The organism is Nitrosomonas sp. (assembly GCA_031316255.1).
Lineage (GTDB): Bacteria > Pseudomonadota > Gammaproteobacteria > Burkholderiales > Nitrosomonadaceae > Nitrosomonas.
The window spans coordinates 236,899-250,115 of sequence record JALDQW010000001.1 but is presented as its reverse complement, the minus strand read 5'-3'; the positions used below and the strand labels follow the sequence as shown (position 1 = coordinate 250,115).

At 44.2% G+C, this 13,217-nt stretch carries 14 protein-coding genes; 2 read left to right on the top strand and 12 right to left on the bottom strand.

Annotation, left to right across the window (positions count from 1 at the left end; translation table 11 throughout):
* Positions 1-96: 96 nt before the first annotated feature.
* Both MRK00_01210 and MRK00_01205 read left to right on the top strand, forming a co-directional pair.
* The gene (locus MRK00_01210; protein MDR4516010.1) at positions 97-966 is read left to right on the top strand and encodes a phosphoribulokinase; all 870 of its coding nucleotides are present in this window, start codon (positions 97-99) and stop codon (positions 964-966) included.
* A gap of 162 nt (positions 967-1,128) precedes the next feature.
* A complete protein-coding gene (locus tag MRK00_01205) occupies positions 1,129-3,357 on the top strand; it encodes a UvrD-helicase domain-containing protein (protein MDR4516009.1) in 2,229 nt (742 codons plus the stop codon).
* Between the two features lie 61 nt (positions 3,358-3,418).
* Here the strand turns inward: MRK00_01205 and MRK00_01200 are convergent, their stop codons facing one another.
* From MRK00_01200 to raiA, 12 genes are all read right to left on the bottom strand, one after another.
* Positions 3,419-3,979 carry a NifU family protein gene (locus tag MRK00_01200; GenBank protein MDR4516008.1) on the bottom strand — a complete coding sequence of 187 codons (561 nt, stop codon included), beginning with the start codon at positions 3,977-3,979 and terminating at the stop codon, positions 3,419-3,421.
* Positions 3,980-4,056: 77 nt separating this feature from the next.
* Positions 4,057-4,539, bottom strand: coding sequence for an SUF system NifU family Fe-S cluster assembly protein (locus MRK00_01195; GenBank protein ID MDR4516007.1), 483 nt, complete (start codon positions 4,537-4,539; stop codon positions 4,057-4,059).
* Between the two features lie 2 nt (positions 4,540-4,541).
* Complete coding sequence (locus MRK00_01190; protein ID MDR4516006.1) at positions 4,542-5,801, bottom strand: cysteine desulfurase; 1,260 nt, start codon at positions 5,799-5,801, stop codon at positions 4,542-4,544.
* Between the two features lie 3 nt (positions 5,802-5,804).
* Positions 5,805-7,148: a Fe-S cluster assembly protein SufD gene (gene sufD / locus MRK00_01185; GenBank protein MDR4516005.1), complete on the bottom strand. Its 1,344-nt coding sequence runs from the start codon at positions 7,146-7,148 to the stop codon at positions 5,805-5,807.
* Entirely contained in the window at positions 7,145-7,939 is a 795-nt protein-coding gene (gene sufC, locus MRK00_01180; protein ID MDR4516004.1) for a Fe-S cluster assembly ATPase SufC, read from the bottom strand. Before sufC ends, sufD begins: the two co-directional genes overlap by 4 nt.
* Entirely contained in the window at positions 7,936-9,372 is a 1,437-nt protein-coding gene (gene sufB / locus MRK00_01175; GenBank protein MDR4516003.1) for a Fe-S cluster assembly protein SufB, read from the bottom strand. The genes sufC and sufB overlap by 4 nt, the downstream gene beginning before the upstream one ends.
* 94 nt (positions 9,373-9,466) lie before the next feature.
* Entirely contained in the window at positions 9,467-9,808 is a 342-nt protein-coding gene (locus MRK00_01170) for an iron-sulfur cluster assembly accessory protein (protein MDR4516002.1), read from the bottom strand.
* A 231-nt stretch (positions 9,809-10,039) separates the two neighbouring features.
* A complete protein-coding gene (gene iscR / locus MRK00_01165) occupies positions 10,040-10,501 on the bottom strand; it encodes a Fe-S cluster assembly transcriptional regulator IscR (GenBank protein MDR4516001.1) in 462 nt (153 codons plus the stop codon).
* 163 nt (positions 10,502-10,664) lie between these two features.
* Positions 10,665-11,279 (bottom strand): UbiX family flavin prenyltransferase, encoded by a 615-nt coding sequence (locus MRK00_01160; protein ID MDR4516000.1) that lies wholly within the window; start codon positions 11,277-11,279, stop codon positions 10,665-10,667.
* Positions 11,280-11,432: 153 nt separating this feature from the next.
* Positions 11,433-12,389, bottom strand: a complete 957-nt coding sequence (gene hprK, locus MRK00_01155) for an HPr(Ser) kinase/phosphatase (GenBank protein MDR4515999.1) — start codon at positions 12,387-12,389, stop codon at positions 11,433-11,435.
* Positions 12,376-12,843: a PTS sugar transporter subunit IIA gene (locus tag MRK00_01150; GenBank protein MDR4515998.1), complete on the bottom strand. Its 468-nt coding sequence runs from the start codon at positions 12,841-12,843 to the stop codon at positions 12,376-12,378. The genes hprK and MRK00_01150 overlap by 14 nt, the downstream gene beginning before the upstream one ends.
* 50 nt (positions 12,844-12,893) lie before the next feature.
* Complete coding sequence (gene raiA / locus MRK00_01145) at positions 12,894-13,217, bottom strand: ribosome-associated translation inhibitor RaiA (protein ID MDR4515997.1); 324 nt, start codon at positions 13,215-13,217, stop codon at positions 12,894-12,896.

Below are 13,217 nucleotides of genomic sequence, written 5' to 3'. Positions count from 1 at the left end.
GTACGGAAAGAAGGTATCATATTAGAGTAAAATTGCTGTTGATAGTTTTAATCAGTATTGGAAAAAACTTTTATTTACTATGAGGAGAAATTTAATATGTCGCAGAAATACCCGGTTATTGCTGTTACCGGATCATCTGGCGCAGGTACGTCAACCGTTAAAAATAGCTTTGAGCATATTTTTAGGCGGGAAAAGTTAAAAGCTGCTGTTGTTGAAGGTGACAGTTTTCACCGTTATGATCGTGAAGCCATGAAGCAGGCGGTCGCAGATTCAGAAAGAGATAATGGTCGTGCAATCAGCCATTTTGGTCCTGAAGCAAATGAATTTGAAAAACTGGAAGCATTATTCAGAGAATATGGAGAAAGTGGTTCGGGGCAGACGCGATTATATCTGCATAATGAAGAGGAAGCTGAGCCCTGGAATCAGAAACCTGGCACATTTACACCATGGTCACCGATTCCACCCGGTTCGGATTTGCTTTTTTATGAGGGATTGCATGGCGGCGTAAAAAGCGATACTGCGGATGTTGCAAAATATGTAGATTTGTTGGTGGGTGTTGTACCGATTGTAAATCTGGAATGGATACAAAAGATCTTTCGCGATACCAATGCGCGTGGTTATTCTGCAGAAGCTGTTACGCACACCATCTTGCGACGCATGCATGACTATGTGCATTACATTACTCCGCAGTTTTCACGTACACATATCAATTTCCAACGCGTTCCAACAGTGGATACTTCCAACCCATTCATCGCACGCGAGATCCCAACTTTGGATGAAAGCATGGTTGTGATCCGTTTTCGTGACCCGGGTAGTGTAGATTTTACAAATCTGCTGTCAATGATTCATGATTCATTTATGTCCCGCCGCAATACAATTGTCGTTCCAGGCGGGAAAATGGGGATGGCGATAGAATTGATATTGACGCCATTAATATTGGAGATTGTAGCGAAAAGCAAGGCGTAGTTTTGCCAAATTCGCCGTGGTTAATTTATGGATCAGGTTTGAATGGCTATGCGGTCGATTGAGCCATTGATCTGATTCAGAATTAATCAGTATTTTAAAATTCTATACCTGTCACTTTTGTAGATACTCAGTCTGACAGTTTTGTGAAAGTCACATTTACCCATGACTTCAACCCTGCTCGCCGATTTGAATCCTCAGCAACTGGAAGCAATTACCTTGCCGTATCAATCTGTGCTTGTTTTGGCAGGCGCTGGCAGCGGTAAGACACGGGTATTAACCACGCGGATTGCTCATTTGATTCAAACAGGCCAAGCCAGTCCTTACAGCATACTGGCAGTTACTTTTACCAATAAGGCCTCCAAGGAAATGCTCACCCGTATTAATGCCATGTTGTCGGTCAATACACGCGGCATGTGGATAGGAACATTTCATGGGCTATGTAATCGTTTGTTGCGGGCGCACTACCAGGAAGCTGGATTACCTCAGGCATTTCAGATTCTCGATGTGGCCGATCAGTTGGCCTTGATTAAACGTATTCTGAAAACATTGTCGGCTGATGACAAACGGTTTCCACCACGTCAGGTACAGTGGTTTATCAATAACGCAAAGGAGTCCGGTTTGCGTGCGGCTAATGTAACTGTGGATGATCCATTTTCAAGACGTTTACTGGAGTTTTATTTGGCTTACGAACAACAAAGCAACCAGGAAGGCGTGGTGGATTTTGCCGAGCTATTGTTGCGCAGCTATGAATTGCTGAGCCGGAATGAGATATTGCGTGATCATTACCGGGAACGTTTTAAACATATACTGGTCGACGAATTTCAAGATACGAACCGGCTTCAGTATAACTGGCTTAAGTTGTTGGCGGGTGTCGGCACGGAGAATGCCGCAGCCGTTTTTGTCGTGGGTGACGACGATCAGAGTATATATGCATTCCGTGGAGCCGACACCAGTAACATGAGAGACTTTGAAAGCGATTTTGGTATATCGAAAGTCATCAGACTGGAACAGAACTATCGTTCACATGGCAATATACTCGATGCTGCGAATGCATTGATTGAAAATAATACTGAGCGTCTAGGAAAAAATCTTTGGACAGCACAAGGCCAGGGAGAGCCCATACGGGTTTATCGTGCATTTAACGATTTTGACGAAGCCAGCTTTATTGTAGATGAAGTCAAAGCATTACATGCAGAAGGCATTGCGCTTTCACAAATTGCGATGTTATACCGCTCCAATGCACAATCAAGGGTGCTGGAGCATAGCCTGTTCAATGCTTCGTTATCGTACCGTGTTTATGGTGGACTGCGTTTCTTTGAACGTATGGAAATCAAACATGCGCTGGCTTATTTAAGGCTCATCGCTAATCCTGAAGATGATAATGCATTACTGCGCGTTATTAATTTCCCTGCACGTGGCATCGGTGCACGCAGCCTTGAACAATTACAGGATCTTGCGCGCCAGCAAAATGGTAGCCTGTGGGTAGCCGCACTGCAGAAATGCGGTGGAGAGGCGATTGTTGCTGATAATCGTGAAGTCACTGAAAAAAATCAGAAGGGTGTGGCGGGATTCGTTAGATTGATTCAAGTGATGCGTCAGGAGTGTGAGAACCTGCCGCTGCCGCAAATAGCAGAACGGATGCTGATTCACAGTGGACTGGTGACGCATTACAAATCGGAAAAGGAAGGTGCAGACAGGCTGGAAAATCTGCATGAGCTTGTCAATGCCGCAGTCAGTTTCGTTCATGAAGCTGAAGATGATAGTTTGACAGCATTTCTTGCACATGCTTCCCTGGAGGCAGGCGAGCATCAGGCGGGCAGCGGTCAGGATGCACTGCAATTAATGACTGTTCATGCGGCTAAAGGCCTTGAGTTTCATTCTGTTTTTTTGAGTGGACTGGAAGAAGGATTGTTTCCGCATGATAACAGCTTGAACGAAACAAACGGTGTTGAAGAAGAACGGCGCTTGATGTATGTTGCCATGACGCGCGCGCGTCGCCGTTTGTATCTGAGCCTGGCGCAAAGCCGCATGTTGCATGGACAAACACGTTACAATATTCCATCCCGCTTTTTGGATGAAATTCCTGACACTTTTTTAAAATGGATCAAACCACCCGCTGAAACCAGTTTCCATTTTAATCATTCAAAAAATGTCAATAAGCCGTCAAGCGCCAAATCGTTGTCCGGAGCGAAAAATTTCGAGTCGATCAAACAGCAGGCAACAGTTGGTGGACAATGGCAAATTGGTCAGGCAGTGATGCATGCCAAGTTTGGCGAAGGTGTGATTCTTGATTACGAAGGCAGTGGCAGCGATGCACGAGTTCAGGTGAATTTTGATCGGACTGGCACCAAGTGGCTGATGCTGGAATATGCAAAATTGACACCAGTCTGACGTGCATCGCTAATTTTTCCAATTTACAAATGAAATCTGAGATGGCGGGGTATTGGCTATATTAGCACGCAACAACCTGTATATCCGGTTCTATTGTTTTGAGCATATGCTCTATACCGCGCAGCGTTCCAGTAATCGCACTTGGGCAAGTCCCGCACGCGCCCTGATAATGTATCTTTAAAACGTTACCTTCCAGACCCAGTACATGCAAGTCTCCGCCATCGTGCTGCAGATAAGGTCGTATTTCCTCGTCGAGTAAAATATTGATTTTTTCAAGCCGTTGTTGATCTTCAGGGCTTAATTGGGCGAGCATATCATTGGCGGTGGCGACGGTATCCGCGGACTGTTCACTTGCGGCGGGTGCGGCGCGAATCGGATCGGCTACTTCCCGAGCCAAGTCCTGCCAGTTCGCTTCTCCGTCTTGAGTGACAGTGATCCAGTGATCGATATAAAAGACATTGGTCACATGATCTATTTCAAACAATGCAGATGCCAGCGGGTCATCTTGGGCAGCTTCGGCATTGTCATACGAGCGCGCAATTCCCCAGGTTAAGGGTTCTTTAAGAATAAACTTGAGTGCGTTTTTATTCGGGGTACCTTCAATATCAGCAATTTTTGGCATATTGTCTAATTACGGCTAAATGTTATTTTAATAACAACTGTATTAAAAAATAATGATGAAAGACTGCCTGGTATTGATTAAGCTTTTCCAGGGACACTCTGAGCAGGATCATTGCCTGATTCTGTTGAAACGCTGGATATGGCATTCAGGGCAGCATGTAGCGTATGCCAAGGCAAGATCGCGCATTTTACGCGTGTCGGTAAATCTCTGATTCCGGAGAATACAGTTAATCGACCAAGATGATGCGGATGGTCTGGGTCGAGTTTTCCTGTCGCCATTTCGCGAAATTCATGAATCAGGGTTTCGGCGTCAGAACAGGTTTTGCCCTTGACTGCTGTAGTCATCATTGAAGCTGAAGCCTTGCAGATTGCACAGGATTCACCCTGAAAAGCGATATGGTTGATGTGATTGTTTTCAATTTGCAGGGCGATATCCAGCCGGTCACCGCATAAAGGATTATGTCCGACGGCGTGATGACTGGGGTGGTCAAGAGTGCCGTAATTCCGGGGTTTTCGATTATGATCGAGAATAACTTCCTGGTAAAGTGATTTAGAATTCATTGTTATAGAAAAACTTTTTGTACGTTTCGAATGCCCGTCATAAGCGCATCGACTTCTGATTTCGTATTGTAAAAAGCAAACGAGGCCCGGGATGTTGCTGGCACATTGTAGCGTTGCATTATAGGTTGCGCACAATGGTGTCCAGTGCGCACAGCTACGCCGTCTTCGTTCAATAGCGTGCCAATATCGTGCGGATGAATGCCGTCGAGCGTGAATGAGAGTACGGCGGTTTTCTGTGCAGCGGTGCCGATGATTTTTGCACCTTTTATTTCGTTGATGCAATCAGTGGCGTAGGTTAATAATTCCAACTCGTGCGCTGCAATCTGATCCATACCAATTGTACATAAATAATCAATGGCTTCACCAAAGCCGATTGCAGCAGCAATGGGTGGTGTGCCGGCTTCAAATTTATGTGGAGTGGCAGCGTATGTTGTTTCCTCAAAGGTAACTGATTCAATCATGTCGCCACCGCCTTTGAATGGCTGCATGGCTTCAAGCAGTTTTGCCTTGCCGTAGAGCATACCGATTCCCGTTGGGCCGCACAGTTTATGAGCAGAGAAAACATAGAAGTCACAGTCCAGTTCCTGTACGTCAACCGTCATATGCGGTGCAGCCTGTGCGCCATCAACCAGAATCGGTACGTCATGTTGACGGGCGTAGGCTATCAACTGTTTAACTGGAGTGATAGTGCCTAATGCATTGGAAACATGAATCAAGCTGACAAATCGCGTGCGTTCATTAAAAAGTTTTTTATATGCATCGATATCGAGTTCACCGGCGTCATTAATCGGCACCACGCGGATAATAGCGCCTTTCTCTTGAGCCAGCATCTGCCATGGCACAATATTGGAATGATGCTCAAGCGTGGTCAGGATGATCTCGTCGCCGGCTTTAATGAATTTGCGGCCATAACCGTGCATCACCAGATTAATAGAATCTGTGGTGCCACTTGTAAAGACAATTTCCCGGTCTTCACGTGCATTGACAAACTGCTGTATTTTGCGGCGCGCTTTTTCGTATTCCAGAGTGGCCACTTCAGATAGATAATGAACTGCTCTGTTAATATTTGCATGTTGCGCGGTCTGGTAATAAACGAGCCGATCGATAACCTGTTGAGGCATTTGACAAGATGCGGCATTATCCAGATAAACGAGGGGCTTGTTACCTACTTTAATGTTGAGAATCGGAAAATCTGAGCGAATTCTCTCTACATCCAAAATAGCATTCATCCCGGGTTTGATAAGGGGGGTTGCTTTGGCCATGATTTAGCTACTTTGTGTTTGATTGAGTACTATCTGTTCGAGTTTGTGCTTGAGTGATTTCACAGGTATATGATCAAGGATTTCCGCCCCGAATGCATACGTTAACAGATTGCGCGCAACTAATTCAGGCAATCCGCGGCTTTTCAAATAGAAAATCTCTTCATTGTCCAGTTGACCCACTGTGGCGCCATGCGCGCATTTAACATCATCTGCAAAAATTTCCAGCTGAGGTTTGGTGTCAATTTGGGCCTTCCCACTGAGCAAGAGATTGCGGCTTGATTGGGAGGAGTTAGTGCGCTGAGCATTTGGGCTAACAATAATTTTTCCATTGAAAACAGCACGGGACGAATCGTCGGCAATGCATTTATGTTGTTGACGGCTGGTGCAATTGGGTTTTAAATGATCAATGCAGGTGTGTGTGTCGGCTAATTGCGTATTTGCAACCATAGTCAGACCATGGACAGCGCATTCTGCTGCTTCTGATATAAAACTGATGTTCAGGTCGTATCGTGAAATCTGTGCACCCAGCGTGATGCTAGTTGCTTGATACCGGCTGGCATGATCAAGAGAGACAGCACTGTTAGCCAGATGAAAAGCATTGGGATTTTCGCGCTGAATCCGAATATGTTGAACCTGTGCATTGGCGGCGAGATTCAGTTCGACAACCGAATTGGTGATATATGAGTCATTTGCTGCACTATCCTGTAGCGCAACATAATCTTCAATAATGGTGATTTCACTGTTTTCTTTGCCAACAACGAGAACGCGAGGATAATTGGTCGTTTCTTTTTGTGTAGCAATGAATAGCAAATGAATCGGTTTGCTGACTGTGATATTTTTGGGCGCCACGATGAATGCACCGTCCTGTAAAAATGCTGTATTCAAGGCGGTAAAAATATTATTTTTCAACTGAATTTGTTGCCCCAAATGGTGCTTGATTTCGGTGACAGGATGAGTTGTGAGTGACGAAAGGTTGCCAATAATGAGCTGATCCTTACCCAAAATATTGGAAAGATCCGGTGCAAAATAACCGTCAACAAATACCAGGCGATTATTTGCTTCTTCAATGAGAAATGGCTGAATATCATTTAATTCAAGTGCGGAATAAGCCTTGGCGGGTTTGAATGGTAATTTCGCCAGCGGCGAAATATCCGTAAAACGCCATTCTTCATCTTTTGTCGTTGGCAGCGTTAGTTGCCCGGCTTGATCAATTGCTTCTGCACGTAATTGCTTTAGCCAGGATAATTTCTCATTTTGCTGTGATTCATGCGACAAAATGTCAACGGACTGAGCAGTGAATGAGTTTAAAAGGCAAGTGAGGTAGTCGTTTTTTGCAATTTCGTTCATACAGAAGCTCCTGCACTGTTTTCTGTATTGTTATGCAGCCAGTCATAGCCATGGGTTTCCAGTTCCAGCGCCAGTTCTTTTCCACCGGTTCGGATAATGCGCCCAGCCTCCATAACATGGACATAGTCGGGCACAATATGTTCCAGCAAACGTTGGTAATGGGTAATCAAAATGATGGCGTTGTCTTTGTTGCTGAGGTGATTTACACCCTTGGCAACTATTTTAAGGGCATCAATATCTAGACCTGAGTCGGTTTCGTCAAGAATACCGAGCCTGGGCTCAAGCAATGCCATTTGCAGGATTTCATTACGTTTCTTTTCACCACCGGAGAATCCTTCGTTCACACTGCGGTCGAGAAAATCGGGTTTCATTTCCAGCAGTTTCATTTTTTCACGGACAAAATCGTCAAATTCAAGCGGATCGAGTTCCTCCTTGCCGCGTTTGACTTGTACAGTATTGTAGGCAAGGCGTAGGAACTGGCTATTAGCAACGCCTGGAATTTCTATGGGATACTGGAAGGCTAGAAATATACCCGCTTGCGCACGTTCTTCTGAACTCAACGCCAACAAATCGTGTTGTTCAAACTGAATGGCGCCTTGTGTAACCTCGTAATCGGGATGACCCGCCAATACTTTGGCAAAAGTACTTTTTCCTGAACCATTTAACCCCATAATGGCATGTATCTCGCCACTTTTAACGGTCAAGTTGATGCCTTTGAGTATTTCAGTGCCCTGTGTGCTGGCATGCAAGTTTTGTACATCCAGTATGGTTTGACTGTCTTTATTGATCATCCGACGCTACCCTCAAGTTTGAAGCTCAGAAGTTTTGTGGCTTCTACAGCAAATTCCATCGGTAACTGCTGAAAGACTTCCTTACAGAATCCATTGACAATCATGGAAACTGCTTCTTCAGCATCTATACCACGCTGGGCAAAATAAAATAACTGATCTTCACCAATTTTTGACGTAGATGCTTCGTGCTCTACTTTGGCGCTGTTATTGCGTACCTGTATATAAGGGAAAGTATGCGCGCCACACAGATTACCGACCAACATGGAATCACACTGGGAAAAGTTACGTGCATTTTCTGCGGTCGGTGCGATCCGTACAAGTCCACGGTAACTGCTGTTTGATTTGCCAGCGGAAATTCCTTTACTGATGATTGTGCTCCGGGTGTTTTTTCCAAGATGTATCATCTTGGTTCCAGTATCGGCCTGTTGATGATGATTGGTCACTGCAACTGAATAAAATTCACCAACCGAATTATCACCACGCAAAATGCAGGATGGATACTTCCAAGTAATGGCGGCGCCTGTTTCGACTTGTGTCCAGGAAATTCTTGAATTCACACCTTTGGCCAGACCCCGCTTGGTGACAAAGTTATAGATGCCGCCAATTCCGTTTTCATCACCGGCGTACCAGTTTTGCACGGTAGAGTATTTGATATTTGCATTATCCATGGCGATCAGTTCAACAACTGCGGCATGCAGTTGGTTGGTGTCAAACTGGGGCGCCGTACAACCTTCCAGATACGAAACCGATGCGCCTTCCTCTGCGATAACAAGTGTGCGCTCAAACTGTCCTGATCCTTCGGTATTAATACGAAAATAGGTGGACAAATCCATCGGGCATTTAACTCCCTTGGGGATGAAGCAGAAAGATCCATCGGTAAAAACCGCTGAATTCAGTGCCGCATAAAAATTGTCGCCTACAGGTACAACGGTGCCGATATATTCCCGCACCAGGTCAGGATGTTTTTGCACGGCTTCCGAGATGGAGCAAAAAATAATACCGAGCTCGGCGAGTTTTTCCTTGTAGGTTGTTGCGACAGATACGCTATCAAAGACAACATCCACAGCGACACCTGCAAGCGCCGCGCGCTCATGCATCGGTACACCCAGTTTTTCAAAAGTGCGTAACAGCTCTGGGTCAACTTCATCCATGCTGGCCAATTTTTTCTTCGGCTTGGGGGCAGCATAATAGCTGATCTCCTGGAAATCTATTTTTGGATAATGAACATTTTGCCAGCTTGGTTCGGACATCGTTAGCCATTTCTGGTAGGCCTTCAAACGAAAATCCAGAAGCCAATCGGGTTCATTTTTCTTGGCTGAAATTAAACGAATAGTCTCTTCATTGAGTCCTTTGGGTGCAATCTCCGACTCAATGTCTGTAACGAAGCCATGTTTGTATGGTTGATTAACCAGATTTTGTAATACAGCACTCATCGAGTTGTTTCCTTTATTGATTATTTCTGCAGGCTATAGTCTGTGTAGAATTTAATTTGCTGTAATAACAGATAAAATTGGATCATTGTTTTATTTATGTTTTCTCAGATTCCTTTAGGCTGAAGCTTTCACCGCAACCACACGCATGATCTATATTGGGATTGTTTAACTTGTAAAAACTGCTCAGGCCCTCATGGACATAATCAATTTCAGATCCGTTAACAAATGGCAAGTCGTTCTCATTTACGACAACTTGTGTGTCTTGCGATAGAAAGAGCCTGTCATCTTTCTTAATTTCGTCGGCCAAGTCATATGCATAGGAAAAACCAGAGCAGCCCGATTTTTTGATACCGATGCGTAATGCAATGCCGCTGCCGCGTTTTACGATTTGTTGCCGGATCTGTCTGGCAGCGCGTTCAGTTAATGTAATTGTCATAATAATTATTACTATTTTTGTGTTTCGGTGATGAATTTATAATTATAAAATCCGTCGGTTTTTTAACTGTGGTGAATAATTGATTAACAATTTATTCTCCTCACAGTTTGCTGCCGAGTTTTTTTGCTATTTAGCGTATGACAAGCTTTAACTTCAACTGTTCTGGGACAGTGATCAAAATATCATGCCAGTTTGAATCGCAATTCTGAATTAAATTTAAAAGATAATGACTTAAGCTGCCGTTGAGCCGCGCATATCAAAAAGTGGCACAACCTCTTCTTTTTGCAGTTTCTTTTGGTTGTCAACCAGTTCCTTAAGTGTGACCGCGCCTAAATACTCGAAAATCAGATCGTTCAGTTTTGCCCATAGATCATGTGTCATACATTTGCTATCGTTATGACAGTTTTCTTTGCCGCCGCACTGTGTGGCGTCTATAGGTTCGTCAACAGCGAGAATGATATCTGCGACCGAAACTTGCTCGAGCTCCTTGGCCAGGCAGTAGCCGCCGCCAGGACCGCGCACGCTGTCGACAAGTTCAGATTGGCGCAGCTTGGCAAATAACTGCTCAAGATAGGATAATGAAATTTTTTGGCGCTGACTGATATCCGCCAGTGTTACGGGGTTGTTGCTTTGTTGCATGGCAAGGTCTAAAAGGGCTGTGACAGCAAATCTGCCTTTTGTGGTTAGTCGCATAATTAATGCTCCTTGGTTGTTTGGGGATGGATTAATAATGAAAAAGCACTAAATAAAATTTCCAAGTGGCAAGTACTTGATCAATTTTGTCAACTATACAATTCCTGATTGAATTAGTCAACTATATTTTATGATAATCAACCCGCAGTAAATTAGGAGCGTATTAGCTTTTTTCACCCCATCGCGGGATTAATTGATGTTCGATAGCCAAGTGGTCAAGTATACGCGCCACAATAAAGTCGACCATATCCTGTATCGTTTGAGGATGGTGATAAAAGCCAGGATTGGCGGGTAGGATTATGGCGCCGGCATGGGACAGTTTGAGCATGTTTTCCAAGTGTAGGGTGGAAAAGGGTGTTTCACGTGGGACCAGGATCAATTTTCGTTTTTCTTTTAGCATGACATCCGCTGCGCGTTCAATCAAATTTTGGCTGATCCCTGCTGCAATAGCGGCCATTGTACCCATGGTGCAAGGACAGACAACCATTGCATCGGCGGGGTTTGTGCCTGAAGCTACTGGTGAAAACCAGGCGTCGCGTCCAAAAACCCGTAACTGTCCGGTTGAGACGTTAAAAAAATGTTTAAAAAATGCTTCGGCTTCCTTGGGTTGAGAAGGCAGCGTGATATTCATTTCCTGCTGCGCAACAATTTGGGCGACTTTGGAATAAAGCAGATAAACATGTAATTCATGCTGCAATAGCTTTTCCAATAATCGTATGCCATAGGGCATGCCGGATGCGCCTGTTAAGGCAAGGGTGACAGTGCGAGGCTTGTTCATTTGCTGAATCTTAACCCGGTTGTATAGCAGAGATTTCTGATTAAATTATATTTCTAGCGTAATACTGGATTCATTATAGTGTTCATTTGACTTGCAATTAAATTTAGTCGTTAGATTATGCACGTCAAGTTATCAGACAGGGCTCGGGAAGACCTATAGCTTATCATCATCAGGACTGTTGGCCATTTCCTGTTCATGCCGTTCAATAAAATCTTTGGTGCCGTCTATTCCACGTAATTGCAAAACATAATTACGGACGGCCGCTTCAACCAGCACTGCAAGATTACGACCGGCGGCAACAGGAATAATGACTTTAGGGATATCTACATTCATTATTGTTTCATTCAGATTGCTGATCGGTAATCTTTCGAGTTGATACGCTTCGGTACTGGTTGTATTTTGCAAGTGGACAATCAATTTCATGTTTTTGTGACGACGGACGGCTGTTTCGCCAAAGATGGTGCGTATATTCAGCATTCCAAGACCACGGACTTCGAGGTAATCACGTAAAATTGGCGGACAACGTCCTTCAAGTGTTTCTGGCGCTATGCGACGAAGTTCGACGACATCGTCAGCAACAAGACCATGACCCCGACTGATGAGTTCAAGTGCCAGTTCACTTTTTCCGACACCACTTTCGCCGGTAATCATCACGCCCATTCCCAATACATCGAGTAGTACGCCATGCAAACAGCATGATGGCGCCAGTACACGTCCTAGATGAGAACGTAGTAACCAGATAACTTCAACGCTGGGAAATGGCGAACCCAAAAGTGGTGTTTTGGTTGTGTCAGCCATATTGCGGATGGACTCGGGCGCAGTTGCGTTATCCGCAATGACGATGCAGACGAGGTTGCTTTGTTTTAAAAGGTCCAGTTTTTTGTCGAGATTAAGAGCGTCCAGTTTGTTGATATAATCAACCTCGTTGCTACTAAGCACTTGTATCCAGTTGGGATGTATAAAGTTAAGATGGCCGATCATCCCTTGATTGGATTGTGAAATCCGATCGGCACTCAGAATTTTTACTCCTTCATCACGACCGGCTATCCAAGTTAGTTCAAGTTTCTCTTTCTTGTTTTTATAAAGTTCGGAAATACTAATTTGAGACATTCGGCATCCACTCTGCAATCAGTTTATGAATTTCCGCAGCATCTTTGGTTTTTAATATTTTTTCACGAAACTGCTTGTCACTGAACATTTGCGCCAGTTCGCTTAAGATTTGTAAGTGTTTGTCAGTTGCTTTTTCCGGAACCAATAAGATGCAAGCAATATTAACAGGTTGACCATCGGGTGCATCAAATGGAATGGCTTCTTTCATTGTGACCAATGCTGCCACTGCTTCACGCAGTCCTTTAATACGCCCATGAGGTATTGCAACACCTTGTCCCAAGCCGGTCGAGCCCAATTTTTCCCGTGCAAAAAGACTGTCAAAAACTTGGTTTCGTGCGATATGGATGGTGTTTTCAAACAATAAACCGGCTTGTTCAAATACCCGTTTTTTGCTTGCCACGTCCAGGTCAATTATTACGTTTGTCTGGGGTAGTAATTGTGAAATTAGATTCATGAATTTTTACGAAAAGATAAAATTTACAGTCTTCAAGGTTTTGATCCGGTTTATTCAGGCTCTTGATCTTTCAAATTGCGATGGTTTCTTTTTTCTAGGTTTTTTTCTTTGTATTTGAGAACCTGTCGATCAAGTTTGTCTATCAAGCTGTCGATTGATGCGTACATGTCGGTGCCATCCGCTTCGACGAAGATATCTTTTCCGCGAATATGCACATTGGCTTCTGCTTTTTGTTTATGTTTCTCAACGGATAAAATCACACTCACATCAATAACATGATCAAAATGGCGGGTAATTTTGCTGATCTTGGAATTGACATAGTCACGCATCGCTGGGGTTACTTCGACATGGTTACCTGTAAGTTTTAGATTCAT

Coding starts and splice junctions, on each gene's coding strand:
- MRK00_01210 (MDR4516010.1), top strand. CDS start 97: ATGTCGCAGAAATACCCGGTTATTGCTGTTACCGGATCATCTGGCGCA.
- MRK00_01205 (MDR4516009.1), top strand. CDS start 1,129: ATGACTTCAACCCTGCTCGCCGATTTGAATCCTCAGCAACTGGAAGCA.
- MRK00_01200 (MDR4516008.1), bottom strand. CDS start 3,979: ATGCCAAAAATTGCTGATATTGAAGGTACCCCGAATAAAAACGCACTC.
- MRK00_01195 (MDR4516007.1), bottom strand. CDS start 4,539: ATGAATTCTAAATCACTTTACCAGGAAGTTATTCTCGATCATAATCGA.
- MRK00_01190 (MDR4516006.1), bottom strand. CDS start 5,801: ATGGCCAAAGCAACCCCCCTTATCAAACCCGGGATGAATGCTATTTTG.
- sufD (MDR4516005.1), bottom strand. CDS start 7,148: ATGAACGAAATTGCAAAAAACGACTACCTCACTTGCCTTTTAAACTCA.
- sufC (MDR4516004.1), bottom strand. CDS start 7,939: ATGATCAATAAAGACAGTCAAACCATACTGGATGTACAAAACTTGCAT.
- sufB (MDR4516003.1), bottom strand. CDS start 9,372: ATGAGTGCTGTATTACAAAATCTGGTTAATCAACCATACAAACATGGC.
- MRK00_01170 (MDR4516002.1), bottom strand. CDS start 9,808: ATGACAATTACATTAACTGAACGCGCTGCCAGACAGATCCGGCAACAA.
- iscR (MDR4516001.1), bottom strand. CDS start 10,501: ATGCGACTAACCACAAAAGGCAGATTTGCTGTCACAGCCCTTTTAGAC.
- MRK00_01160 (MDR4516000.1), bottom strand. CDS start 11,279: ATGAACAAGCCTCGCACTGTCACCCTTGCCTTAACAGGCGCATCCGGC.
- hprK (MDR4515999.1), bottom strand. CDS start 12,389: ATGTCTCAAATTAGTATTTCCGAACTTTATAAAAACAAGAAAGAGAAA.
- MRK00_01150 (MDR4515998.1), bottom strand. CDS start 12,843: ATGAATCTAATTTCACAATTACTACCCCAGACAAACGTAATAATTGAC.
- raiA (MDR4515997.1), bottom strand. CDS start 13,217: ATGAATCTAAAACTTACAGGTAACCATGTCGAAGTAACCCCAGCGATG.